This is a genomic window from Cupriavidus taiwanensis LMG 19424 (assembly GCF_000069785.1).
GTDB lineage: Bacteria > Pseudomonadota > Gammaproteobacteria > Burkholderiales > Burkholderiaceae > Cupriavidus > Cupriavidus taiwanensis.
The window spans coordinates 1090066-1112473 of the sequence record NC_010528.1 but is presented as its reverse complement, the minus strand read 5'-3'; the positions used below and the strand labels follow the sequence as shown (position 1 = coordinate 1112473).

At 69.2% G+C, this 22408-nt stretch carries 23 protein-coding genes; 10 read left to right on the top strand and 13 right to left on the bottom strand.

The window, feature by feature from the left end; translation table 11 throughout:
* Positions 1-3: 3 nt before the first annotated feature.
* The 4 genes from RALTA_RS05175 (at position 4) to RALTA_RS05160 (ending at position 3605) form a co-directional block, all read left to right on the top strand.
* Entirely contained in the window at positions 4-783 is a 780-nt protein-coding gene (locus RALTA_RS05175; protein WP_012352380.1) for an oxepin-CoA hydrolase, alternative type, read from the top strand.
* A gap of 94 nt (positions 784-877) precedes the next feature.
* Positions 878-1606 (top strand): histidine phosphatase family protein, encoded by a 729-nt coding sequence (locus RALTA_RS05170; protein ID WP_012352379.1) that lies wholly within the window; start codon positions 878-880, stop codon positions 1604-1606.
* A gap of 54 nt (positions 1607-1660) precedes the next feature.
* Entirely contained in the window at positions 1661-2737 is a 1077-nt protein-coding gene (locus RALTA_RS05165; protein WP_012352378.1) for a phosphotransferase, read from the top strand.
* A gap of 118 nt (positions 2738-2855) precedes the next feature.
* Positions 2856-3605 (top strand): hypothetical protein, encoded by a 750-nt coding sequence (locus RALTA_RS05160; RefSeq protein WP_012352377.1) that lies wholly within the window; start codon positions 2856-2858, stop codon positions 3603-3605.
* A gap of 91 nt (positions 3606-3696) precedes the next feature.
* Here RALTA_RS05160 and ggt read toward each other — a convergent pair whose 3' ends face one another.
* Entirely contained in the window at positions 3697-5577 is a 1881-nt protein-coding gene (ggt, locus tag RALTA_RS05155; protein ID WP_025582364.1) for a gamma-glutamyltransferase, read from the bottom strand.
* A 208-nt stretch (positions 5578-5785) separates the two neighbouring features.
* On the opposite strand from ggt, the gene RALTA_RS05150 reads away from it, so the two are divergent.
* From RALTA_RS05150 to RALTA_RS05140, 3 genes are all read left to right on the top strand, one after another.
* Positions 5786-7498: a vWA domain-containing protein gene (locus RALTA_RS05150; protein ID WP_012352375.1), complete on the top strand. Its 1713-nt coding sequence runs from the start codon at positions 5786-5788 to the stop codon at positions 7496-7498.
* 76 nt (positions 7499-7574) lie between these two features.
* Entirely contained in the window at positions 7575-8198 is a 624-nt protein-coding gene (locus RALTA_RS05145) for a sigma-70 family RNA polymerase sigma factor (RefSeq protein ID WP_050976439.1), read from the top strand.
* The gene (locus RALTA_RS05140) at positions 8195-9385 is read left to right on the top strand and encodes a hypothetical protein (RefSeq protein ID WP_012352373.1); all 1191 of its coding nucleotides are present in this window, start codon (positions 8195-8197) and stop codon (positions 9383-9385) included. The genes RALTA_RS05145 and RALTA_RS05140 overlap by 4 nt, the downstream gene beginning before the upstream one ends.
* 19 nt (positions 9386-9404) lie before the next feature.
* Here the strand turns inward: RALTA_RS05140 and RALTA_RS05135 are convergent, their stop codons facing one another.
* Both RALTA_RS05135 and RALTA_RS05130 read right to left on the bottom strand, forming a co-directional pair.
* Positions 9405-10586: a CAP domain-containing protein gene (locus tag RALTA_RS05135; protein WP_012352372.1), complete on the bottom strand. Its 1182-nt coding sequence runs from the start codon at positions 10584-10586 to the stop codon at positions 9405-9407.
* A gap of 290 nt (positions 10587-10876) precedes the next feature.
* Complete coding sequence (locus RALTA_RS05130; protein ID WP_012352371.1) at positions 10877-11815, bottom strand: LysR family transcriptional regulator; 939 nt, start codon at positions 11813-11815, stop codon at positions 10877-10879.
* A gap of 176 nt (positions 11816-11991) precedes the next feature.
* Here RALTA_RS05130 and RALTA_RS05125 point away from each other — a divergent pair, with 176 nt between their 5' ends.
* Both RALTA_RS05125 and RALTA_RS05120 read left to right on the top strand, forming a co-directional pair.
* A complete protein-coding gene (locus tag RALTA_RS05125) occupies positions 11992-13254 on the top strand; it encodes an acyl-CoA dehydrogenase family protein (protein WP_012352370.1) in 1263 nt (420 codons plus the stop codon).
* 155 nt (positions 13255-13409) lie between these two features.
* Positions 13410-14102: a glutathione binding-like protein gene (locus tag RALTA_RS05120; protein ID WP_012352369.1), complete on the top strand. Its 693-nt coding sequence runs from the start codon at positions 13410-13412 to the stop codon at positions 14100-14102.
* A gap of 65 nt (positions 14103-14167) precedes the next feature.
* Here the strand turns inward: RALTA_RS05120 and RALTA_RS05115 are convergent, their stop codons facing one another.
* The gene (locus RALTA_RS05115) at positions 14168-15001 is read right to left on the bottom strand and encodes a hypothetical protein (RefSeq protein WP_041232097.1); all 834 of its coding nucleotides are present in this window, start codon (positions 14999-15001) and stop codon (positions 14168-14170) included.
* A gap of 296 nt (positions 15002-15297) precedes the next feature.
* On the opposite strand from RALTA_RS05115, the gene RALTA_RS05110 reads away from it, so the two are divergent.
* Entirely contained in the window at positions 15298-15717 is a 420-nt protein-coding gene (locus RALTA_RS05110; protein WP_242405252.1) for a helix-turn-helix domain-containing protein, read from the top strand.
* On the opposite strand, the gene ureG is transcribed toward RALTA_RS05110, so the two are convergent.
* The 9 genes from ureG to urtE all read right to left on the bottom strand — a co-directional run bounded on the left by ureG (position 15714) and on the right by urtE (position 22406).
* Positions 15714-16343 carry an urease accessory protein UreG gene (gene ureG, locus RALTA_RS05105; protein ID WP_012352366.1) on the bottom strand — a complete coding sequence of 210 codons (630 nt, stop codon included), beginning with the start codon at positions 16341-16343 and terminating at the stop codon, positions 15714-15716. The two genes, RALTA_RS05110 and ureG, sit on opposite strands and share 4 nt — an antisense overlap.
* A gap of 13 nt (positions 16344-16356) precedes the next feature.
* Positions 16357-17049 (bottom strand): urease accessory protein UreF, encoded by a 693-nt coding sequence (locus tag RALTA_RS05100; RefSeq protein WP_012352365.1) that lies wholly within the window; start codon positions 17047-17049, stop codon positions 16357-16359.
* Positions 17046-17660: an urease accessory protein UreE gene (ureE, locus tag RALTA_RS05095; RefSeq protein ID WP_041232096.1), complete on the bottom strand. Its 615-nt coding sequence runs from the start codon at positions 17658-17660 to the stop codon at positions 17046-17048. The genes RALTA_RS05100 and ureE overlap by 4 nt, the downstream gene beginning before the upstream one ends.
* A gap of 32 nt (positions 17661-17692) precedes the next feature.
* On the bottom strand, positions 17693-19408 hold the full coding sequence (gene ureC, locus RALTA_RS05090) for an urease subunit alpha (protein WP_041232095.1): 1716 nt from the start codon (positions 19406-19408) through the stop codon (positions 17693-17695).
* Positions 19408-19713, bottom strand: a complete 306-nt coding sequence (locus RALTA_RS05085; protein WP_012352362.1) for an urease subunit beta — start codon at positions 19711-19713, stop codon at positions 19408-19410. The genes ureC and RALTA_RS05085 overlap by 1 nt, the downstream gene beginning before the upstream one ends.
* Positions 19714-19724: 11 nt before the next feature.
* Positions 19725-20336 carry a HupE/UreJ family protein gene (locus RALTA_RS05080; protein WP_012352361.1) on the bottom strand — a complete coding sequence of 204 codons (612 nt, stop codon included), beginning with the start codon at positions 20334-20336 and terminating at the stop codon, positions 19725-19727.
* A 55-nt stretch (positions 20337-20391) separates the two neighbouring features.
* A complete protein-coding gene (locus RALTA_RS05075) occupies positions 20392-20694 on the bottom strand; it encodes an urease subunit gamma (protein WP_012352360.1) in 303 nt (100 codons plus the stop codon).
* A gap of 39 nt (positions 20695-20733) precedes the next feature.
* Entirely contained in the window at positions 20734-21603 is an 870-nt protein-coding gene (locus tag RALTA_RS05070; protein WP_012352359.1) for an urease accessory protein UreD, read from the bottom strand.
* 110 nt (positions 21604-21713) lie between these two features.
* Positions 21714-22406: an urea ABC transporter ATP-binding subunit UrtE gene (urtE, locus tag RALTA_RS05065; protein ID WP_012352358.1), complete on the bottom strand. Its 693-nt coding sequence runs from the start codon at positions 22404-22406 to the stop codon at positions 21714-21716.
* Positions 22407-22408 lie beyond the last annotated feature (2 nt).

Sequence of the window (22408 nt, the reverse complement as noted above, 5' to 3'; positions counted from 1 at the left end):
CCCATGCCCGCACAGCTGCTTTCCCGCCGCGTCGATTCGACGCTGGTGCTGACCATCTCGAACCCCGAGGCGCGCAACGCGCTGCACCCGGACATCTACGCGGCGTCGCAGCAGGCGCTGGAACAGGCCGCGTCGGATGACTCGCTGCGCGCGGTCATCATCACCGGTGCCGACGGCATCTTCTGCGCCGGCGGCAACCTGAACCGGCTGCTGGGCAACCGCAGCCAGCCGCCGGAAGTGCAGGCCGCCAGCATCGCGCTGCTGAACGGCTGGATCGAGTCGCTGCACGCCTTTCCCAAGCCGATCATCGCGGCGGTGGAAGGCGCGGCCGCGGGCGCGGGCTTCTCGGTGGTGCTGGCGTGCGACTTCGTGGTGGCGGCCAGCGATGCCAAATTCGTGATGGCCTACGTCTCGGTGGGCCTGACCCCCGACGGCGGCGGCTCGTACGAAATCGCACGCGCGCTGCCGCGCCCGCTGGCGAGCGAGCTGATGATGGAAGGCAAGCCGGTCGACGCCGCCCGGCTGGCGCAGTTCGGGCTGGTCAACCGCGTCACCGGGCCGGGCCAGGCGCTGGACGAAGCGCTGCGCCTGGCCTCGGGCCTGGCGCGGCAGTCGCCGCACGCGGTCGGCCGCATCAAGGCGCTGATCAACCACGCCGCCACCGCGTCGCGCGCCGAGCATCTGCTGGCCGAGCGCGACAGCTTCGTCGCCGCGCTGCACCACCCCGACGGCGGCGAAGGCATCAGCGCCTTCCTGGAGAAGCGCAAGCCGCAATACCGCTGATCCGCCCGCGATCCTGACAAGGGATTCGCCCCGCGGATCGTCACGGCCAGCCCGCGGCAGACGGGCATGCCGGCACAATGCAAGGAGACCACGCATGGAATTGCCGCCGTCCTCGCGCCGCCGCATCTACCTGATGCGGCATGGCGCCGTGTCTTACTTCGACGACGCCGGCCGCCGCACCGCCCTGCCCGAACTGGTGCCGCTGAACGAGACGGGCCGCATGCAGGCCACCGCGGCCGGCCGTGCCTTCGCCGCGGAGCAGGTCCGCTTCGACCGCGTCATCGTCAGCGGCCTGCCGCGTACCGTGGAGACCGCGCAACGCGTGCTGGCGGAGCTGCCTGAGATGGACGGCATCGCCCCCGAAGTCTGGCCGGAACTGCAGGAAATCCGCGGCGGCGACCTGGCCGCGATTGCCAGCGAGAACCTGCGCGATGCCTTCGTCGGCGCCTTCGAAGGCGAGGTGCCCGAAGACAAGCGCTTTCTCAACGGCGAGACCATCGGTGCCTTCCTCGACCGCGTGCTGCCCGCGCTGGCGCGCCTGCGCGACGACCCCGACTGGGATACCGTGCTGATGGTGCTGCATGGCGGCACCAACCGCGCCATCCTGTCGCAAGCGATCACCTGCGGGCGGCGCGTGTTCTTCGGCTCGCTGCTGCAGACCGCCGGCTGCATCAATGTGCTCGACATGGGCGACGGCCCGCTCGACTGGGTGGTGCGCATGACCAACTACTCGCCCCCCACGCCCGTGCACAGCGGCTCGCGCCATACCACCATGGAAGTGCTGCTGCACCAGTATTTGCGCGGACGCCAGCCGCCCGGCTGACGCGCCCGGCCCCGATTCCTTATTGCAACCGAACAGAAAACCAACGGAGACAGCATGACGAGCAACGTATCGCACTTCGAAGGCACGCGCCCGGTGGCCGACCAGCAGCGCTTCGACACCGCCGCGCTGGAGGCCTGGATGCGCCAGCACGTGGAGGGCTTTGCCGGCCCGCTGACCGTGGAGCAGTTCAAGGGCGGGCAGTCCAATCCGACCTTCAAGCTGGTCACGCCGGGCCAGACCTACGTGATGCGCGCCAAGCCCGGCCCCAAGAGCAAGCTGCTGCCGTCTGCGCACGCGATCGAGCGCGAATACCGCGTGATGGCCGCGCTGGCCGGCACCGATGTGCCGGTGGCGCGCATGTATGCGCTGTGCGAGGACGAATCCGTGATCGGGCGCGCCTTCTACATCATGGAGTTCGTCGCCGGACGCGTGCTGTGGGACCAGTCGCTGCCAGGCATGAGCCCTGCCGAGCGCAGCGCCATCTATGACGAGATGAACCGCGTCATCGCCGCGCTGCATTCGGTCGACTACAACGCCATCGGCCTGGGCGACTACGGCAAGCCCGGCAACTACTTCCAGCGCCAGATCGAGCGCTGGACCAAGCAGTACAAGCTGTCCGAGACCGAGTCGATCCCGGCCATGGACGCGCTGATGGACTGGCTGCCGCAGCATATCCCGCAGGAAGACGCCGACCTGACCTCGATCGTGCATGGCGACTACCGGCTCGACAACCTGATGTTCCATCCGACCGAGCCGCGCGTGCTGGCGGTGCTGGACTGGGAGCTGTCGACGCTGGGCCACCCGATGGCCGACTTCAGCTACCACTGCATGAGCTGGCATATCGCCCCGGGCCAGTTCCGCGGCATCGCCGGCCTCGACTTCGCCGCGCTCGGCATCCCCGACGAAGCCAGCTACCGCCGCCTGTACGAGCAGCGCACCGGCCGCCCCATCACCGGCGACTGGAACTTCTACCTGGCCTTCAGCATGTTCCGCATCGCCGGCATCCTCCAGGGCATCATGAAGCGCGTGGTCGACGGCACCGCCTCGTCGGCGCAGGCCACCGACGCCGGCAAACGCGCGCGGCCGATGGCAGAGATGGGGTGGGAGTATGCGAAGAAGGCGAAGGGCTGAGGGCTGAGCGGCCTATCGCCGCGCCCCTGCAAGCGGAAGGCTTGCAGGGGCGTTTTCTTTTCGGCGCGGCAAAGCGCGGCATAATTGCCAGAATCCACAGAAGCAACGAAATCGCAGGATGTTCTGGCTTTACTACTTGCTCCCTGCAGCCATCGCCGCGTCTATGGTGTGGTCAGACTATGGCGCCCTCGCCGGCCTGGCCACCCTGGTCGCAGTGCCTGCCGCGCAGACGGTCTTGCTGTTCTGGCTGGCGGACCGCACCAACGGCATGCTCGCCACTGCCCCCGCCAAAGAGACGCCGCGCCAACGGCTCGAAGTGCCCCTCCAGGGCGGAGAAAAGGCACGGTTCAAGCGACTTTTCCTGACGGATGAAGCGGAAGGCCGGCGTGAAGGCACCCGCCGCCTCTATGACGACCTGATGGTGACGATCGGGCAATACCTGGACGTCGAGTCGGGTGGCGAGGGTTCCGACGCCTCGATGGTTTCCAGCACGGAACTGGCCGACCAGCACGATGCGACGACGCATCCTGGCGATTCGCTTGTGGTGTTCCGCTCGCGTGACCGCGCATGGTCGGGCTTCCGCTTCGGCGGCGATAGCTTCCGCTTCCCCTGCTGGTCGATCTCCACAATACGCTTCACGGAGATCCTCCCCGCCAAGGGCGGCGGCTACTACGCGGTAACGCTTGAGTTCAAAGTTCCTGCCAGGAACCGGCCGCCGGGAACGAGCGCCGGGGCCTGGCGGTCGAGCGGATTCAACCTGTTGTTCGACTATTCGGCGTCACGCTCTGATGCCATCACTGCGGCATTTGTCGAGATTGCCGGGGTTCTTGGCGCGAGGTATGAGTACCAGAGCTATATGAACGTTTAGCAGCCGATGCCGGGCGCCAAACGGCGACGCCTGGACCTGCGGCATCCTGGAACGCCCAGGCGTTGTGAAGTCGCGCAGGCCCCGGCTTCGCTCAATCCCCCAGCGCCACCCCCTCACGCCGCGGATCCGCCCCGCCAGCCCACACCGTCTTCCCATCCGGCCCCTGGCGGCGCACGATGGCCTGCGTGCCGCTGGTCATCTCGATCGCCGTCACCTGGTGGCCGCGCGCCTGCAGTGCCTGCACCAGCCCCGGCGACACCAGGCCTTGCTCCACTTCGGTCGGGCCGTTGCGGCTGCCGAAGTTGCCCATGCCGATCGCCGCCTGCGGGTCCAGGTTCCAGTCGAGCATGCCGACCAGGGCCTTGGATACGTACTCGATGATCTGCGAGCCGCCCGGCGAACCGACCGTTGCCACCAGCTGGCCGCTCTCGCGGTCGAACACCAGCGTCGGCGCCATCGACGAGCGCGGGCGCTTGCCCGGCTGCACGCGGTTGGCCACCGGCTTGCCGTTTTCGCTCGGCACGAAGGAGAAGTCGGTGAGCTGGTTGTTGAGCATGAAACCTCGCACCATCAGATGCGAGCCGAAGTACGACTCGATCGTGGTAGTCATCGAGATGGCGCCGCCGCGGTCGTCGACCGCGACGATCTGCGAGGTGGAAATGCGCGGCGGCGAGCGGTCCGGTGCGTAGGCCAGCGTGGCGCCGGGCGGCGTGCCCGGCTGGGCCTTGCCCATGCTCTGCTCGCCGATCAGCTCGGCGCGCGCGGCGAGGTAGGACGGGTTGACCATGCCGCTGACGTCGACCGGAACGAAATCCGCGTCGGCGACGTACAGGCCGCGGTCGGCATAAGCCAGGCGGTCGGCCTCTGCAATCGCATGGACGGCGTCGGGATGGGCTTCCAGCTGCGCCGGCGTGTTCACCGCCTGCGGCTTGAGTGCCGCGAGCGCGTATTTGGGATTTTTGGTTTCCAGCGCCTGCAGCGTGCCGAGGATCTGCGCGATGGCGATACCGCCGGACGACGGCGGCGGCATGCCGCAGATCTTCCAGCGTTTGTAATCGGTGCACACCGGCACGCGCTGCTTGGCGCGGTAGCTGTCCAGGTCCGCCATCGACAGCGAGCCGGCATTGCTGCCACTGTTGACCTTGGCCACGATATCGCGCGCGATCGGGCCGCCGTAGAGCACGCCCGCGCCGCGCCGCGCCATGTCGCGCAGCGTCTGCGCCAGCTTCGGGTTCTTCAGCACCGTGCCGGCCGGCTTGGGCTTGCCCTGGGCATCGAGGAAGTAGGCGGCCATCTCCGGCGAATTGGCCAGGAACTTGTCGGCCGCGACCTGCGTATAGAGCCGCTGCGAGATCGGAAAGCCCTTCTCCGCCAGGTCGATGGCGGGCTGGAACAGCCTGGCCCATGGCAGGCGGCCGTGCTTGCGGTGGACCATCTCCAGCGCGCGCATCACGCCCGGCGTGCCGACCGAGCGACCGCCGATCTGGGCCTCGCTGAACGACATCGGCTTGCCGTCGGGGCGCATGAACAGGTTTTCGGTGGCGCCGGCGGGAGCGGTCTCGCGGCCGTCGAAGGCCTGCACGTTCTTGCCGTCCCAGTACATGATGAAGGCGCCCCCGCCGATGCCGGTGGCCTGCGGCTCGACCAGCGTCAGCACCGCCTGCATGGCGATGGCGGCATCGATGGCGGAGCCGCCCTGGCGCAGCATGGCGCGTCCGGCCTCGGTGGCGAGCGGATTGGCCGCGGCGGCCATATGGCGCTGCGCGTAGACCGTAGCCATGCCGGGGCGGTAGCCCGACGCCACTTCCGGCGCCGGCGGCATCGCCGCGGGCGGAGCCGCTGCTGCCGGCGCAGCGGAGGCGTCCGGGGTCGCCGTGCTTCCGCCCGGGGTACCACAGGCACCGAGCAGCGCCGACAGGGCCAGCGCCAGCGCGCCGCGCCACGCCATCGAAGTGAGGTCAGGGATAGCCATGCGAGATCTCCGGCAGAAGGATCCAACGATTGTAGTGGCGATCCGGGCATACCGCGAGGATGGAAGTCTGGCGCTCGCCACAGCCGTATCGGACAACCGACGGCCGAAAAAATATTTCGCCCGCCTCAACCCCGCCGGTCCGCATGGCCCGTTACATCGACAGGCCGTCATGCCGGCGCCCTGCCCAGCGGCCTTCCAGGAGAACAACATGCAACCACGCGCACCGGTCCTTCTTGCCAGCCTCGCCGCCGCCCTGGCGCTTGTACTGGCGGCATGCGGCGGCCCTTCGCGGCCGCTGCCCGAGCCGATGTCCCAGCCGGTGTCCCCGGCGATTGCCCCGGCTCCGCCACCGGACCCCGGCCACGCGGCCCGGGCAGCCCAGTCCAGATCGGCGGCGGAAATGCACCGGATCGAACCGCACGCCGCGCTGGCGCTGCCGCACCCGTACCCGCTGCCGGCGCCGGAAGATCGCGAACGCTACGGCACCATCGACGAGAACGGCATCAGGCTGGTGGCCCAGGCGCCGGTATCCACCTTCAGCATCGATGTCGATACCGGCAGCTACAGCAATGTGCGGCGCCTGCTCAATGCCGGCCGCGTGCCGCCGGCCGATGCGGTACGCGTGGAGGAACTGCTGAACTACTTCCCCTACGACTATGCCCAGCCCACCGATGGCCGCCCGTTCGCCGTGCACACCGCGCTGGCGCCGGCGCCCTGGCATCCGTCCAATGTGCTGCTGCGCATCGGCATCAAGGGCAAGGACATGGCCAGCGGCGCGCTGCCCGCGGCCAACCTGGTGTTCCTGGTCGACGTGTCGGGCTCGATGAACACGCCGGACAAGCTGCCGCTGCTGAAATCGTCGCTGAAGCTGCTGGTGAACCAGTTGCGCGCCCAGGACCGCATCACGCTGGTCACCTACGCCAGCGGCACGCGCGTGGCGTTGCCGCCCACGCCGGGCAGCGACAAGGGCGCCATCGTCGCCGCCATCGACCAGCTGGTGGCGGGCGGCAGCACCGCCGGCGCCAGCGGCATTGCGCTGGCCTACCAGGCCGCGCAGCAAAGCTATATCGCCGGCGGCATCAACCGCGTGCTGCTGGCCACCGACGGCGATTTCAACGTGGGCGTGACCGACTTCCGCCAGCTCAAGAGCATGGTCGAGGACAAGCGCAAGTCCGGGGTCTCGCTGTCGACGCTGGGCTTCGGCACCGGCAACTACAACGAGCAGCTGATGGAGCAGCTGGCCGATGCCGGCGACGGCGCGTACTCCTACATCGACAACCTGATGGAAGGCAACAAGGTGCTGGTCAGCGAGATCAGCTCGACGCTCGCCACCATCGCGCGCGACGTGAAGATACAGGTCGAGTTCAATCCGGCCACGGTGGCCGAGTACCGGCTGATCGGCTATGAGAACCGCATGCTGGCACGCGAGGACTTCAACAACGACAAGGTCGATGCCGGCGATATCGGCGCGGGCCACACCGTGACTGCGCTGTACGAGCTGACGCTGGCGGGTCAGCGCGGGCTGGTCGACCCGCTGCGCTACCAGCGCGCGGCGCCGGCAACGGGGCGCGATGGCGAACTGGCGCATGTGCGGCTGCGCTACAAGCTGCCTTCCGCCAGTACCAGCCAGTTGCTCGATGTCACCGTGGCGCGGCAGGCGCTGCGCCCGCTGGCGCAGGGCGACGACGACTTCCGCTTTGCCGCGGCGGTGGCCGGCTTCGGCCAGGTGCTGCGCGGCGGCAAGTTCACCGGCGACTGGCGCTACGCCGACGCGCGCGCACTGGCGCAAGGCGCGCGCGGTGCCGACCGCTTCGGCTACCGCGGGGAATTCGTCAAGCTGGTGGACCTGGCGCAGAGCCTGTCCACCGCGGCGCCGGCCGCCGCTCAAGGCGGCGCACCGGCCGGGCATGCGGCACGCTGAGCCGCACCGCGGCGCGCAGCCGGCGCAGGGTGGCGCGGACTGTCGCGCCACCCTGCGCTCTCCTATACTCCGGCGCATGCAGGCTCCAGCCTACGCTCCCTCCGCAAATTGCGCTGCCCCGGCCGACGCGCTGGGCGCGCTGCCCGACCACGACCTGATGCTGCTGGTCGCGGGCGGCATTATCGAGCAGCCCGTCACCGAGCTGTTCCGCCGGCACAACGCGGGCCTCTACAACTACCTGGCCTGGCTCTGCCAGGGCAATACCGGCGAAGCCGAGGACCTCGCGCAGAAGACCTGGGTCAAGCTGATGACCCGCTGCGGCGACTACCAGCCAAGCGCGGCGTTCCGCACCTTCCTGTTCCAGATCGCGCGCAATGCCTGGCTCGACCAGGTGCGCGGCGCCGAGGCGCGCCAGCGCGACGCGCTGGACGAACACCTGCCCGAACTGCCCGCTGACGACCTGTCGCCCGAAGCGGAACTGCAGTTGCGACAGCATGCGCAGCACGTCCACCGCGCGCTGCTGCAGTTGCCGGTCGCGCAGCGCGAAGTGGTGGTGCTGCGCTTCTTCAGCAATATGAGCGTCGAAGAGATTGCCGCGATGCTGGGCGAGAAGTTCGAGACCGTGAAGAGCCGGCTGCGCTATGCGTTCGCGCGCCTGCGCGCGGACCTGGCCGGCGGCGTGCCGGAGTCGCGGCCATGAGCGCGGGCCACGCCGCATCGCACGCGGCCGAACGTTTCATCGCGGGTGAGGACCGGCTTTCGGCACTGTTGCAAGCGCTGCCGCCCTACCTGCCGCCGGCTGCGCTGGAAGCCTCCGTACTTGCCGCCGCGCGGGCCGCGCAGCAGGACGTCGGGCGCCAACAGACCGGGGCCCTGCCGTTTGCGGCGCCGCCGGCGCTGGCCGCCGCCGTGCTGGAAGAAGCCGCGCGCCTGCAGGCAGCCCAGTCGGCGCGGCGCGATGCGGTGCTGGCGCGCATCGCCGCCGGCGCGGCGGCGGAGGACGTGCTCGGCGCGCGCCTCGGTGCGGATGCGGCGGCGTGGCTGCGGGCACAGGCTGCGGATTCGACACGAAACGCCGCACCACCCTGCACGATGGATCCGTCCACGCATGCGGCGCGCGCCCGCCGGTGGTGGCGTTCGCTCGGACTGGTCGCCAGCGTCGCGGCGGTGGCCGGGCTGACCACCAGCATCGTGCTGCGGCAGATCGACGATGGCGCGCTGTCGCCGATGGGGACAGCCGAGATGGCGTCGACCGAGATGGCCGCGCCCGCGCCATCTCCGGCAGCGGCGACTGCACCATCGCCGCCCGGGCCGGAACCCGCCGCCGCGCCGCCCCCGCAACCCGCACCGCCCGCCGCCAAGGCGCCTGCGCCTTCGGCCCGCCCGGCACAGCGCGCGGCACCCGGCACGGAGCCGGCGCGAAGCGCTCGGCGCGAATCCGCGCCGGACAGCCAGGCGCCGGCACAGGCAAGCCCAGCTCCGCCGCCCGCGCCTGCGATCGCGGCCGCGCCGCCGGCACCTGCTGACGCCGCCATCGCGGAAGCGGTACCGTCCGCGCCTGCGCCTGCCGCTCCGTCGGTTTATGCGCGCAAGCCCGCCCCCGCCATGGCTGCGCGCCCACCGGCGGCCGCGTCCACCATGACGGTATCGACCCGGGACGATCCCGCCGCCATCGCGGCGCGCCTGGGCACGGCAAACCCGCTCAGGCTGTGGGCAGCCGAGCCCGAGCATGTGGAAATCCGGGAATGGGCGCAACGGCTGTGGCAGGCGATGCCGGCGGGACAGCGCCCGCCCGTGCCGGTTGCGGTACAGGCCGATCCCGCGCTGGCGCCGGGCCAGGTGCGGATCGACCTGCGTGAAGAGTTGCCGCGGGGCGCGCCGCAATGAGCGCGCCGCGGCGCGAGGGTCAGCGCGTGGTGAACGACCAGCTCAGGTCCACCGGCTGCGCGCCGAGCCGGCCCGTGACCCGCACGGTATAGCGCTGCTGGCTGGCCAGCGGCGCCACCGGCGTGCACACGGCCAGGCCGCGCGCCGCGCTGCTCAGGCCCGAGGAACGGCTGTCGACCTTGATGCAGTCGACGTTGCCGCCTTGCGCATCGGTGATGACAAAGTTGTCGGCATCGAACTGCGGCGAGGTATTGATCGCCTGCAGCGATACCGGATAGCCCATGGTGCGGTTTTCATAGCCGGGCGCCGGGTTGGGGCTTTCGGTGTTGACCCAGTTGACCGGCACGTCGTTCTGGCCGTCGAACGGATAGGCCACCATCTGGTTGTCGCTGCCGCTCTTGACCCGGTCGGCGAGGTCGACGGTCTGGTAGTAGCTGGCCGAGGTGCCGCTGCCGTTGGCGCCAACGCGCTCGGCAAAGCCGCTGCCGGCAGAGCCATAGCTGCCCAGCAGCGCGGCACGGTGGAACGGCGCGTCGACCAGGTCCGACACCAGTGCGTCCTTGGGCGACATCGACAGCTGCGCATTGGCCACCGAGGTCCAGCGGTTGGCGCCGGCCACCACTTCGGCGGTGGCATCGGTCGGATAGGCCGCCTGGATGCGCTCGTAGGCGGTGGCGCCGGTGTAGCCCGGGTTGCCGCTGCTTTCGTCGTGCGTCAGCGTGGCATTGGCCAGCATGTAATCGGTATGCGCCTGCGCGGCGGCATTGAGCGGGTCGCGCGCCGTCAGCGGCGGCAAGCCTACCTGCACGCGGCGATAGTTGGCATAGCACAGGCCCGCGGTGCGCGGCTCTTCCAGCACGCGGTAGTTGTTGACCGCGCTGCCGCGCGCCGGCAGCAGCGAGACGCCGCTGCCCCGCGCGGCGGCCGGCGCCGGACCGCTGACGGTATAGCAGGCCCCGGCCGTGGTCGTGGTGGCGGAACCGCTCGGGGAGGTTGGGGAAGTCGGGGACGTGGCTGCGCTCTGGCCACCAGCCGGCGCGCTGGGTTGCGCACCGGACGGGGCCGCTGCGCCAGGCGCGGCACCGGCAGTCGTTCCACCGTCGCCGCCATCGCCACCGCCGCAGGCAGCCAGCGCCAGCGCAACGGCGGTACATAGCGAGGTCAGCGCCAGCGCGGTGTGCCGCGCGCGGCGCGGTGGCATGGACGTGCAATCGGCAGGCAAGCGTTTCCCAATCATCGGTCTGAGTCGTCGTGGTGAAGTTCGGCGAATTGGTCTGCCCGGGGGATCCGCCATCGCGGACAGCCGGCGCGACAACCATTCACGGGCACCGTGCAGCACGGGCCCGCTGTGGCTTTGCCGGGGGCAGGAAGACCGCACGATGGTATGGGCCGGGACCGCGAGGGTCTAGCGCTTGAACAATTGCTTACGTGTGACCCGCGCGCGCCGCACCTGGCGGCGATTCCCGCTGCGGCAGTGTCCGTTGAGGCCCGTCAGCCCGCAGCGGCCACGTCGGCCATGCCGCTGCCGAGCGAGGCCATCACCGCCATCAGCTGCTCGCGCAGCCAGCGGTTGGCGCCGTCGTTTTCGCCGCCCGCGTGCCAGTACAGATGCAGCTCCAGCGACGGCACCTTGAACGGCAGCGACAGCAGGCGGTTGGCATAGGGCTCATTGGCGATGCGCGCGTAGCGCAGCGGCAGCGTGGCAAGCAGGTCCGTGCAGCTGACCACTCGGCACGCCGCGGCGTAATGCTGGCAGCGCAGCCGCACGCGCCGGGTCAGGCCCATGCGATGCAGGGCCTGGTCTTCCAGTCCGGCCCCGCGGCGGCGCGACGACACATGCACGTGCTCGGCCGCCAGGTAGCGCTCCAGCGTCAGCTCTTTCTTCACCAGCGGATGGTCGCGCCGCGCCAGCACCACCATCGGGTCGGCCATGAATGGTGCATGGTGGATGGCCGGCGAGACCGGCAGCAGGATGTCGAGCGCGGCGTCGAGCGTGCCGGCCAGCAGTTCCGATTCCATTTCACGCCGGTCGAAGCGGATCGCGGCAATCTCCACCTGCGGCGCCATCGCCGTGACGCGGCTCATCAGCGGCGGCAGCAGCGTCGACTCGAGCGCATCGCGCATGCCGATGGTGAAGCGGCGCACGGTGTTGGTGGGATCGAAGTGCGGCGTGTCCTGCAGCGTGCGCGCGAACGACTGCAGCGCGCTGCGCACCTCGGCCGCGAGCGAACGGGCCAGCGGCGTGGGCGCCATGCCCTGCCCGCGCCGCTCGAACAGCGGATCGTCGAACAGCGTGCGCAGCCGCCCCAGCGCATGGCTGACCGCGGGCTGCGTCAGGTTGAGCTGGCGCGCGGCCGCGGTGATGCTGCCTTCGCTGTAGATGGCGTCGAACACGACGAAGAGGTTGAGGTCGATGCGGGAGAGCTGCATGCTGGGATTCTGGCACGGAATGCAGGGAATTGATACTGGCAAATCCAGAAAATTCATTTTTCTAATTAATAGCTTTCAGATAGAGTGCATTCCATCGGCAAAGTTATTGCCTGAAGACGAAGCCACCCGGCGCTGTCGACACCCGGCGCCCACCGATTCCGTAGCGAGGAGACCACATGGATTTCGAGTACAGCCCGAAGGTCAAGGAGATGCAGGCCAAGCTGCTGGCCTTCTTCGACCAGCACATCTATCCGAACGAAAAGCGCTTCGCCGAGGAGATCGATGCCAACCGCCGCGCCGGCAATGCCTGGATCCCGACCAGGGTGATCGAGGAACTGAAGCCGCTGGCACGCGAAGCCGGGCTGTGGAACCTGTTCCTGCCGCGTTCGCCGCGCGCGCCGCAGGGCCTGTCGAACCTGGAATACGCCACGCTGTGCGAGATCATGGGGCGGGTACCCTGGTCGGCCGAGGTGTTCAACTGCGCAGCCCCGGACACCGGCAACATGGAGACGCTGGAGCGCTATGCGTCGGAAGAACTGAAAGACCAGTGGCTGGAGCCGCTGCTGGCCGGCGAGATCCGCTCGGCCTTCCTGATGACCGAGCCGGCGGTGGCCTCGTCGGATGCCACCAATATCGAGTGCCGCATCGAGCGCGATGGCGACCACTACGTGATCAACGGCACCAAGTGGTGGTCGTCGGGCGCCGGCGATCCGCGCTGCAAGGTCTACATCGTGATGGGCAAGACCGATCCCGAGGCCGGCCGCCATGAGCAGCAGTCGATGATCGTGGTGCCGGCCGATACCCCGGGCATCACCATCAAGCGCTTCCTGCCGGTGTTCGGCTACGACGACGCGCCGCACGGCCACATGGAGATCGAGCTGAAGAACGTGCGCGTGCCGGCCTCGAACATCCTGCTGGGGGAAGGCCGCGGCTTCGAGATCGCGCAGGGCCGCCTGGGCCCGGGCCGCATCCACCACTGCATGCGCAGCATCGGCGTGGCCGAGCGCGCGCTGGAACTGCTGTGCAAGCGCGCGCTGTCGCGGGTGGCCTTTGGCAAGCCGGTGTCGGCCCAGGGTGTGACGCAGGAGCGCATCGCCGAAGCCCGTTGCGAGATCGAGATGGCGCGCCTGCTGACGCTCAAGGCCGCGTACATGATGGACACGGTCGGCAACAAGGTGGCCAAGGCCGAGATCGCCATGATCAAGGTGGTGGCTCCCAACGTGGCGCTGAAGGTAATCGACTGGGCCATCCAGGTGCATGGCGCCGCCGGCGTTTCCAGCGATTTCCCGCTGGCCAGCTGGTGGGCGCACCAGCGCACGCTGCGCCTGGCCGACGGCCCGGACGAGGTGCACCGCAACGCCATCGCCAAGCTGGAGCTGGCCAAGCACATGAACGTCAACCCGGACACGATCAAGATGCCGGTGGCGCGCGGCTTCTGAGCGCCTGGCCGCGCCGGCGGGGCCTGGCCCTGACGGCAATGTGGAAAACGCGCAGCTTGCCTGCGCGTTTTTTTCTTCTGTGCTTAAATCGCGCGGTTCGCCACGTCAGTGGTTGATGTGGCCGTTCCCATGACAGCAGCCAGGAGATTCCTGCAATGATCGACGTCTACACCTGGGCCACGCCCAATGGCCACAAAGTCCACATCATGCTGGAGGAGTGCGGACTGGAGTACAAGGTCCACCCGATCAACATCGGCGCCGGCGACCAGTTCGGCGAGGACTTCCTGAAGATCAGCCCCAACAACAAGATTCCCGCCATCGTCGACCCGCACGGACCCGACGGCAAGCCGATCTCGCTGTTCGAATCGGGCGCCATCCTGCTCTACCTGGCGGGCAAGACCGGCAAGTTCCTGCCCGAAGACGTGCGCGGCAAGTACGAGACCCTGCAGTGGCTGATGTTCCAGATGGGCGGCGTGGGTCCGATGCTTGGACAGGCGCATCACTTCCGCATCTATGCGCCCGAGCAGATCGCGTACGCGGTCAACCGCTACACCAATGAAGCGAAGCGCCTGTACGGCGTGATCGACACGCAGTTGTCGAAGCATCCATGGCTGGCCGGCGACCAGTACACCATCGCCGACATCGCCACCTTCCCGTGGCTGCGCAGCTGGCAGAACCAGGGCGTGGAGCTGGACGACTACCCTCACCTGAAGCGCTGGTTCAACGAGATCGCCGAGCGTCCCGCGGTCAAGCGCGGCGTGGAGGTGCTGGCCAGCGCGCGCAAGGCGCTGCAGGACGACAAGGCGCGCGAAGTGCTGTTCGGCGCCACGCAGTACAAGCGTCACTGAGGGCGGTACGCCGGCCGGCCGCTGCGCGGCTTGCGCAGTGCGCTGGCCGGCAGCCACGCGGGCCGTCAGGCCGATGCCAGCGCATCGCGCGCCACGGCGCGGCCATCCGCGCGCCGGCCGCCGCGCGCGGCCACGCCGTCATGCGGGGCATCGCCCGGACCGAAGCAGCACAGCAGGCCGGCGCCCGGCGAAAGCAGGTCGAGCCGGCATGACTCCTGCGGGTCCGGCGCGTAGAGCGATCCGGGCTGCAGCAAGGCCATGTCGCCCCCGGCCAGCGCCAACGCGCCATGCCAGTGCAGGGCGACGGCACCCTGGTAACACAGCGCCCAGCGCAAGCCGCGCGCGCGCAGCCGCGGGCCCCAGTCATCCGCCGATCCATCCAGTTGGACGAACTCCGGGCGAACAGCCTGCTGCGCCGGCCGGTCCTCCGTCTCCGGCGCGTCCGCCGGCGCCTGCGCTGCCGTTGCGCCCTCGGCGCCGGCGGGGGCCATCGCGCCCAGCGCGCCATGCCACGCGCCCGCGGGCATGGCCACGGCGCGCGCGGCCTCGGCAGGGCCTTGCGGCACGGCGCGCACCATGATGGTGTCGGCCACCGCCTGCACCTGCATCGGCACCCCCGGCGCTGGCGCGAACAGTTCGCCGCCGCCCACCAGCAGGCTGCCGCGCCCCGGCGAACTCAGCCGCACGCCGCCACGCAGGCATCCCCACCATTCATGGCAATTCGCTGAAAATTCGGGCTGGCGCTCGCCGGCGCAGAGGAAGATGTAGTCGCAGGTGCAGCCGAGACCGGCAGCAGCGGCAAGCAAGCGTGACTGGAATCCGGGAATCAAATCCGACGGCGCGCGGCGGTCGGCATCGAAGGCGCGCATGCGCGCCTCGAACAGCGAGAAGATCTGCATGGCAATCCCCCTGCAGGGCGACAGGCAACACGCGCCTGTCCGCGCAGCCCGCGCACGCCTGGCGGCGTGACGCTCGGTCCTGCGCAATAACCCGTCTGGCGCGGCGCTGCGATGCAGGCCGCCCGGTTGATGCCATCGTGCCGCGCCCATGCCTGGCGCGCCCCTCAGTTTGCGGATCGGACACCGATAGTGAGGATGAGGATAAGTTGTCGTGGCCTCAAGGTCAAACCCTTAGCCTCAGACCACTCCGAACTTTTGTTGATCCCATGACTTCTCGAAATCTCAGACTTTTCGGATTGCATCTTGCCTGGCTGCGCAAGCAAAGAGGCTGGTCCCAGGAGACCCTTTCGCTCGAAAGCGGGCTGTCGCGCTCGTACCTGAGCGGCATTGAAAGCGGCAAGCGCAACCTGGCGCTGGCCAACATCTGCAGGCTGGCCGAGACCCTGGCCGTGCCCACCGCCGAGATGCTGGACTTCAGCCGCCACGACGCCAGCCAGCTGCAGGTCGAGCAATCGCGCGCGCCGTTCGGCAACCGCCAGCGCGCGGCGATCGAAGCCACGGTGCACCACATGACCGAACTCACCGAGCCGGAGCTGAACCTGGTCGCCGCGGTGGCACGGGCGCTGGCGGGCAAGGGCAGCTTCCGCCCGGCGCTCGGGCACGGCAGTGCCGGCCCCAGGCCGGCACCCGATGCCGACCCCAGCCAGGACGGCTAGAGCCCCAGCATGCCCTGCCGTTCGATGAAGCGGATCACCTCGTCCAGCCCCTGTCCGGACTTGACGCTGCCCATCACGAACGGCCGGGTGCCGCGCATCTTGCGCGCATCGCTTTCCATCACCGGCAGCGATGCGCCCACATACGGCGCCAGGTCGGTCTTGTTGATCACCAGCAGGTCGGACTTGGTGATGCCCGGCCCGCCCTTCCTCGGAATCTTCTCGCCCCCGGCGACGTCGATCACGTAGATCGTCAGATCAGAAAGTTCCGGGCTGAAGGTCGCGGCCAGGTTGTCGCCGCCGGACTCGATGAACACCACGTCGGCATCCGGGAAGCGCGCCAGCATGCGGTCCACCGCCTCCAGATTGATCGATGCGTCCTCGCGGATCGCGGTGTGCGGACAGCCGCCGGTTTCCACGCCCAGGATGCGCTCGGCCGGCAGCGCGCCGGAGATGGTGAGCAGGCGCTGGTCTTCCTTGGTGTAGATGTCGTTGGTGATCGCGACCAGGTCATAGCGGTCGCGCATTGCCTTGCACAGCATTTCCAGCAACGTGGTCTTGCCGGAGCCGACGGGGCCGCCGACGCCGACGCGCAGCGGGGGGTTTTTCTTGGTACGGGCGTGGGTCATGGTGGTAATCGGTTCAGGATCGGAACAGCCGGGAGTACTGCGTTTCGTGGCGTGCGCACAGCAGGCCCAGCATCGGGGAAAACGTCGACAGTTGCGGCGGCGTGGCCTCGGCGCGGCGACAGGCTTCGTCGACGGTGTCGAGCACGGCGCCATGCAGCCGGCGCAGCATGTGCTGCCCCGCCACCTGCCCCAGCGGCACCGCCTTGATCGCCGCGGCCACCTGGTTCTCGGCCCAGTTGAAGCAGTAGGCGGCCAGACCGTCGCGCGCGCCGATCTCCAGCGCCACGCAGGCAGCGGTGAAGGCGGTCGGCAGGCACACGGGCGACAGCGCGGCCAGGGTCTCGCGCAATGCGGGCGTACCCCATTCCATCTGCGCGATCAGCCGGGCCAGCGACCAGCCCATCTGCTCGGTCTCCAGCCGCAACTCGGAGGTCTCGCGGGTGGCGTGGAACCAGTCGTTCCAGCTCCGCACCCGCACGGCATCGCCCGCCTGCCAGTGGCGATGCAGCAGCAGCCATAACGGCGCCTCGCATTGCGCCTGGACATGCCGCAGGTTGTCGCCGATCCAGCGCTCGGCCGTGGGGGCGTCATGCACGCTGCCGCATTCGATCGCGGCCTCGAGGCCTTGCGAATAGCTGAAGCCGCCGATGGGCAAGGCGGGGGATGCGAGGTGCAGAAGGGAGATGAGTTGGTGGAGGCCGGTCATGGGCGGGTCGGGGGATCGGCGACGGTTTGCTCCCCATGGACATGCTCGCCCTCATGACCATGCGAGTGCGAGTGCGAGTGCGAGTGCGAGTGCCCATGATGCTCATGAAACACCGCCTGCGCCGCCGCATAATCCTCCGCGAACGTCGCATCGTGTCCATGCTTGTGCCCGCCGCCATAGGCGCCCGCCTCCGGCTCGAACGGCAGTTCGGCACGCTCCGCAAGCACGCCCAGCCGCCGCAGCATGTCGGCCAGCACCGCGTCGTATTCGAGCCGCAGGTAGTCGCGGCCGATCTCCACCGGCGTGTGGCGGTTGCCGAGGTGGTAGGCCGCGCGCATCAGCGCGTGCGGATCTTGCGCGCGGACTTCCAGCACGGACTCGGCGGCGGCCCGGACCTCGACGAAACTGCCGTCTTCCGCCACCAGCAGGTCGCCGCCGCGCAGCACGGTGCCGCGAGGCAGGAACAGCGCGGCGTCTGCACCGTTGTCGAGCACCGCGCGCAGGCGGCTCTTGCTGCGGTCGGCGAACGGCAGCACCAGCTTGGGTGCGCGGCGCACCAGCACGCTGGCAATGCCGTGCGGAGCGGCGAGGACTTTATCGATCTTCAGCATCGGCATTTTTCCGCGGCACGGGCCGCGGCCGTTCAGAACAGGAAGTAGCGCTGCGCCATGGGCAGCTCGGTAGCGGGCTCGCAGGTCAGCAGCTGGCCGTCGGCGACGACCTGGTACGTCTCCGGGTCGACCGTGACATGCGGTTGCCAGTCGTTGAGAACCATGTCGCGCTTGCTGACCGTGCGAGTGCCGCGCACGGCGGCAAGGGTCTTGGCCAGTCCGTAGCGTTCGCCGATGCCGGCGGCCAGCGCCGCCTGCGAAACAAAGGTCAGCGAGGAACGGTGCAGCGCGCCGCCGGCCGCGGCGAACATCGGCCGGTAGTGCACCGGCTGCGGCGTCGGGATCGAGGCATTGGGGTCACCCATCGCGGCCGCGGCGATCATGCCGCCCTTCAGGATCAGGCTGGGCTTGACGCCGAAGAACGCGGGCCGCCACAGCACCAGGTCGGCCCACTTGCCGACTTCGACGGAACCTACCTCATGCGCGATGCCATGGGTCAGCGCCGGATTGATGGTGTACTTGGCGACATAGCGCCTGACGCGGAAGTTGTCGTGCCCGCCGCGCGCATCGTGCGGGTCGCCCGGCAGCTTGCCGCGCTGCGCCGCCATCTTGTGCGCCGTCTGCCAGGTTCGGATGATCACTTCGCCGACGCGCCCCATCGCCTGCGAATCGCTCGAGATCATCGAGAACGCGCCGAGGTCGTGCAGGATGTCCTCGGCGGCGATGGTCTCGCGGCGGATGCGGCTTTCGGCGAAGGCAATGTCCTCGGCGATCGACGGGTCCAGGTGGTGGCACACCATCAGCATGTCGAGATGCTCGTCCAGCGTGTTGACGGTGTACGGGCGCGTCGGGTTGGTCGACGACGGCAGCACGTTGGCCTCGCCGCAGACCTTGATGATGTCCGGCGCATGCCCGCCGCCCGCGCCTTCGGTGTGGTAGGTATGAATGGTGCGGCCCTTGAACGCGGCGATCGTCGCCTCGACAAAACCGGCCTCGTTGAGCGTATCGGTGTGGATCGCCACCTGGGTGTCGGTCGCGTCCGCCACCGACAGGCAGGTATCGATCGCCGCCGGCGTGGTACCCCAGTCTTCATGCAGCTTCAGGCCGATGGCGCCGGCTTCCACCTGCTCCAGGATCGGCCCCTGCTGGCTGGCGTTGCCCTTGCCCAGCAGCCCGATGTTCATCGGGTAGGCGTCGGCCGCCTGCAGCATGCGCTCCATGTACCACGGCCCCGGCGTCACCGTGGTGGCGAAAGTGCCGGTGGCGGGCCCGGTACCGCCACCGATCATGGTGGTGACGCCGCTCATCAGCGCCTCGTCGATCTGCTGCGGGCAGATGAAGTGGATATGGCTGTCGATGCCGCCCGCGGTGACGATCATGCCCTCCGCCGCGATCACCTCGGTGCCGGGCCCGACCACGATGGTGACGCCCGGCTGGATGTCGGGGTTGCCGGCCTTGCCGATCGCGGCGATGCGCCCGTGCTTGAGGCCGATATCGGCCTTGACGATGCCCCAGTGGTCGACGATCAGCGCATTGGTGAGCACGGTGTCGACGCAGTCCCTGGACATGCGCTGGCTCTGCCCCATGCCGTCGCGGATGACCTTGCCGCCGCCGAACTTCACTTCCTCGCCGTAGACGGTGAAGTCCTTTTCGACTTCGATGATCAGACCGGTATCGGCCAGCCGCAGGCGGTCGCCGGTGGTGGGTCCGAACATCTCGGCATACGCCTGCCTGGAGATCGATGCCATCACAGCGCTCCCATGATCTTGCCGTTGAAGCCGTAGACGATGCGGTCGCCCGCCAGCGCCACCAGTTCCACGGTGCGGGTCTGCCCGGGCTCGAACCGCACGGCGGTGCCCGCGGCGATGTTCAGGCGGAAGCCGCGCGCGGCCTCGCGCTCGAATGCCAGTGCGGCGTTGGTTTCGTAGAAGTGGAAGTGCGAGCCGACCTGGATCGGCCGGTCGCCGGTATTGGCCACGGTCACGCTGACGGTGGCGCGGCCGGCGTTGAGTTCGATCTCGCCGTCGGCGGGCATCAGTTCACCGGGGATCATGGCGGTCCTCCTCAGGCCACCAGCAGGCCGGCGCCGTACAGCGCCACGCCGGCGCCGGCCGCGCGCGCCAGCCAGCCGGCACGGCGGCGCAGCAGCGTGCCGGCGCCGATGCCCAGCAGGTGCAACGCCATGGTCGCCGCGGCGAAGCCGCCCACGTAGGCCAGCACCGCCGGCAGCGCGCCCGCGCTGGCGGGCAGTTCGGCGCCATGCGCGTAGCCATGGAACACGGCAAAGCCGCCCACCAGCAGCGTGCCGGCCCATGCCGGCAACTTTGCGCGCAGCGCCAGCAGCACACCGATCACCAGCAGCGAAGCCGCGATCATCGGCTCCACCGCGGGCAGCGCCATGCCGGAGAGGCCGAGCGCGGCGCCCACCAGCATCAAGCCCACGAAAGCCAGCGGCAGGCGCAGCGTATCGGCGGCGGAGCGCGCCACCAGTGCGCTCCATACGCCCACCGCGGCCATCGCCAGCAGGTGGTCGGCGCCGGTGAACGGGTGCGCCAGGCCCGCCCACAGGCTGGCGCCGACGGTGGCGGCGTCGTGGCCGGGATGCGCCAGCGCGGCGCCGGCGGCAACGGTCAGGGAAGCGCCCAGGGCAAGGCGCAGGCAAGCGGTACGGGTCATCGCGGTCATCGGATTGGAATTGGAAGTGTTATCGGCTTCGGTGATCAATGCATACTCAGACAATGGGGTGGTGCACGGTCACCAGCTTGGTGCCGTCGGGGAACGTCGCTTCCACCTGGATCTCGGGGATCATCTCGGCGATGCCGTCCATCACGTCTTCTCGCGTCAGCACGGTGGTGCCTTCGTGCATCAGCTCGGCCACGGTGCGACCGTCGCGCGCGCCCTCCATGATGGCGGCGGTGATCAGCGCCACCGCTTCCGGATAGTTGAGCTTGAGCCCGCGCGCCTTGCGCCGTTCGGCCAGCAGCGCGGCGGTAAAGATCAGCAGCTTGTCCTTCTCTCTCGGCGTCAGTTCCATCTCTCTCGTTCCCTGTCTGTCTTGTTGTCCGGTCGTGGCCTAAGTTGCCCACAGCCGCAGCGGCCGCGCCGCCACGCCGTGCATCGGCTCGCGCAGCGCGCTCCAGCTGTCGACCATCACATGGCGCACGGCCTCCATCTGCCGGCCGAGCACGCGCACCAGCAGCATCGAGCGGCCATGGGCTGCCAGGCAGGTCACGCCCGCGCGCAGTTCCGGCCCATAGGGCAACTGCTCCGCCAGCGCTTCCGCCAGTTGCTGCGTGGCGCCCTCGCCCACCGCCCATAGCGTGCCCAGCACATTGAGCCCGTCCAGTCCCGCCACCGCCGTGCGCAGCGGCGATTGCGCATCGAGATGCGACTGTTCGATCCACAACGCGCGCTCGCCGGCGCCGACGCGTGTATCGAGCCACAGCGCGCCGCGTGCCCACTGCTCGCCCGATGCCTGCCGGCCCAGCACCACGGCATCCCAGCCGATCGCACTGCCGCCCGGCGCCACGTCGAGCACGGTCGAAATCCGCGCGCGCGCATCGTCAAAGACGATGTTCTCCTGCGGCAGCCAGTCCAGCCGCGCGCCGGCCCCGACCGTCAGCCGCACCTGCTGCGCCGCGTCGCGGCCGAGCGACTTGTACCACTTGGTAGCGCCCGGCGTGGCCAGCACCGCGTGGGCGCCGGCCTCGACCGTCACTTCGATATCCAGGCTGTCGCCACCCGCCACGCCAGCGGGCGGATGCAGGATCACGGCATGGCAGATGGGGCCTTCCGGGTACAGCGGCTTCTGCACCAGCAGCGGCCCCTGGTGGCGGCGCTCGACCAGCGCGGTGCGGTCGCCGCGTTGCGCAAAGCGCAGCCGCAGGCTGGCCTGCCATGCGGCAGTCACGGCGAGTGACGAAGGAAAATCGGGATGACGCATGGCGTGGCAATGCCGGCGGCGGGCGCGCGATGGCGGGGGTTGCAGGCAATCATAACGCGTCGCCCGCCTGGGCGAAAAGCGATGTGCGGTGCGCAATCCCCGTTCCACCCTTACACGGCAATCAGCTCCCGTACGCCGTCCTGCTCCATGCTGGCCCCGGCACCGCGCGCGACCACCTCGCCCCGGCTCATTACCACATAGTGGTCGGCGATATGGCGCGCGAACTCGTAATACTGCTCGACCAGCAGCACCGTCATGCCGAACTCGTCCACCAGCAGCCGCAGCGCGCGGCCGATGTCCTGGATGATCGATGGCTGGATACCCTCGGTCGGCTCGTCGAGGATCAGCAGTTGCGGTTCGCTCATCAGCGCCCGGCCGATCGCCAGTTGCTGCTGCTGTCCGCCGGACAGGTCGCCGCCGCGGCGCTGGCGCATGGTGCGCAGCACCGGGAACAGCTGATAGATACGATCCGGCACGCCCGAGGGCCGCGCGCGGCTGGCGGCGCCGATCAGCAGGTTCTCTTCGACCGTCAGACGCGGAAAGATCTCGCGGCCTTGCGGCACATAGGCCAGCCCGGCGGAGACGCGATCGTATGGCGCCTTCTTCTCCAGCGGCTTGCCGTCCCAGTGGATGCTGCCGCTGCGCGTCGGCACCACGCCCATCAGGCATTTCAGCAGCGTGCTCTTGCCGACGCCGTTGCGGCCGAGCAGCGTGGTAAGCTTGCCCGCCGGCACGTCGAAGGAAACGTTGCGCAGGATATGGCTGCCGCCGTAGAACTGGTTCAGTGCATTGACCTGCAGCATGC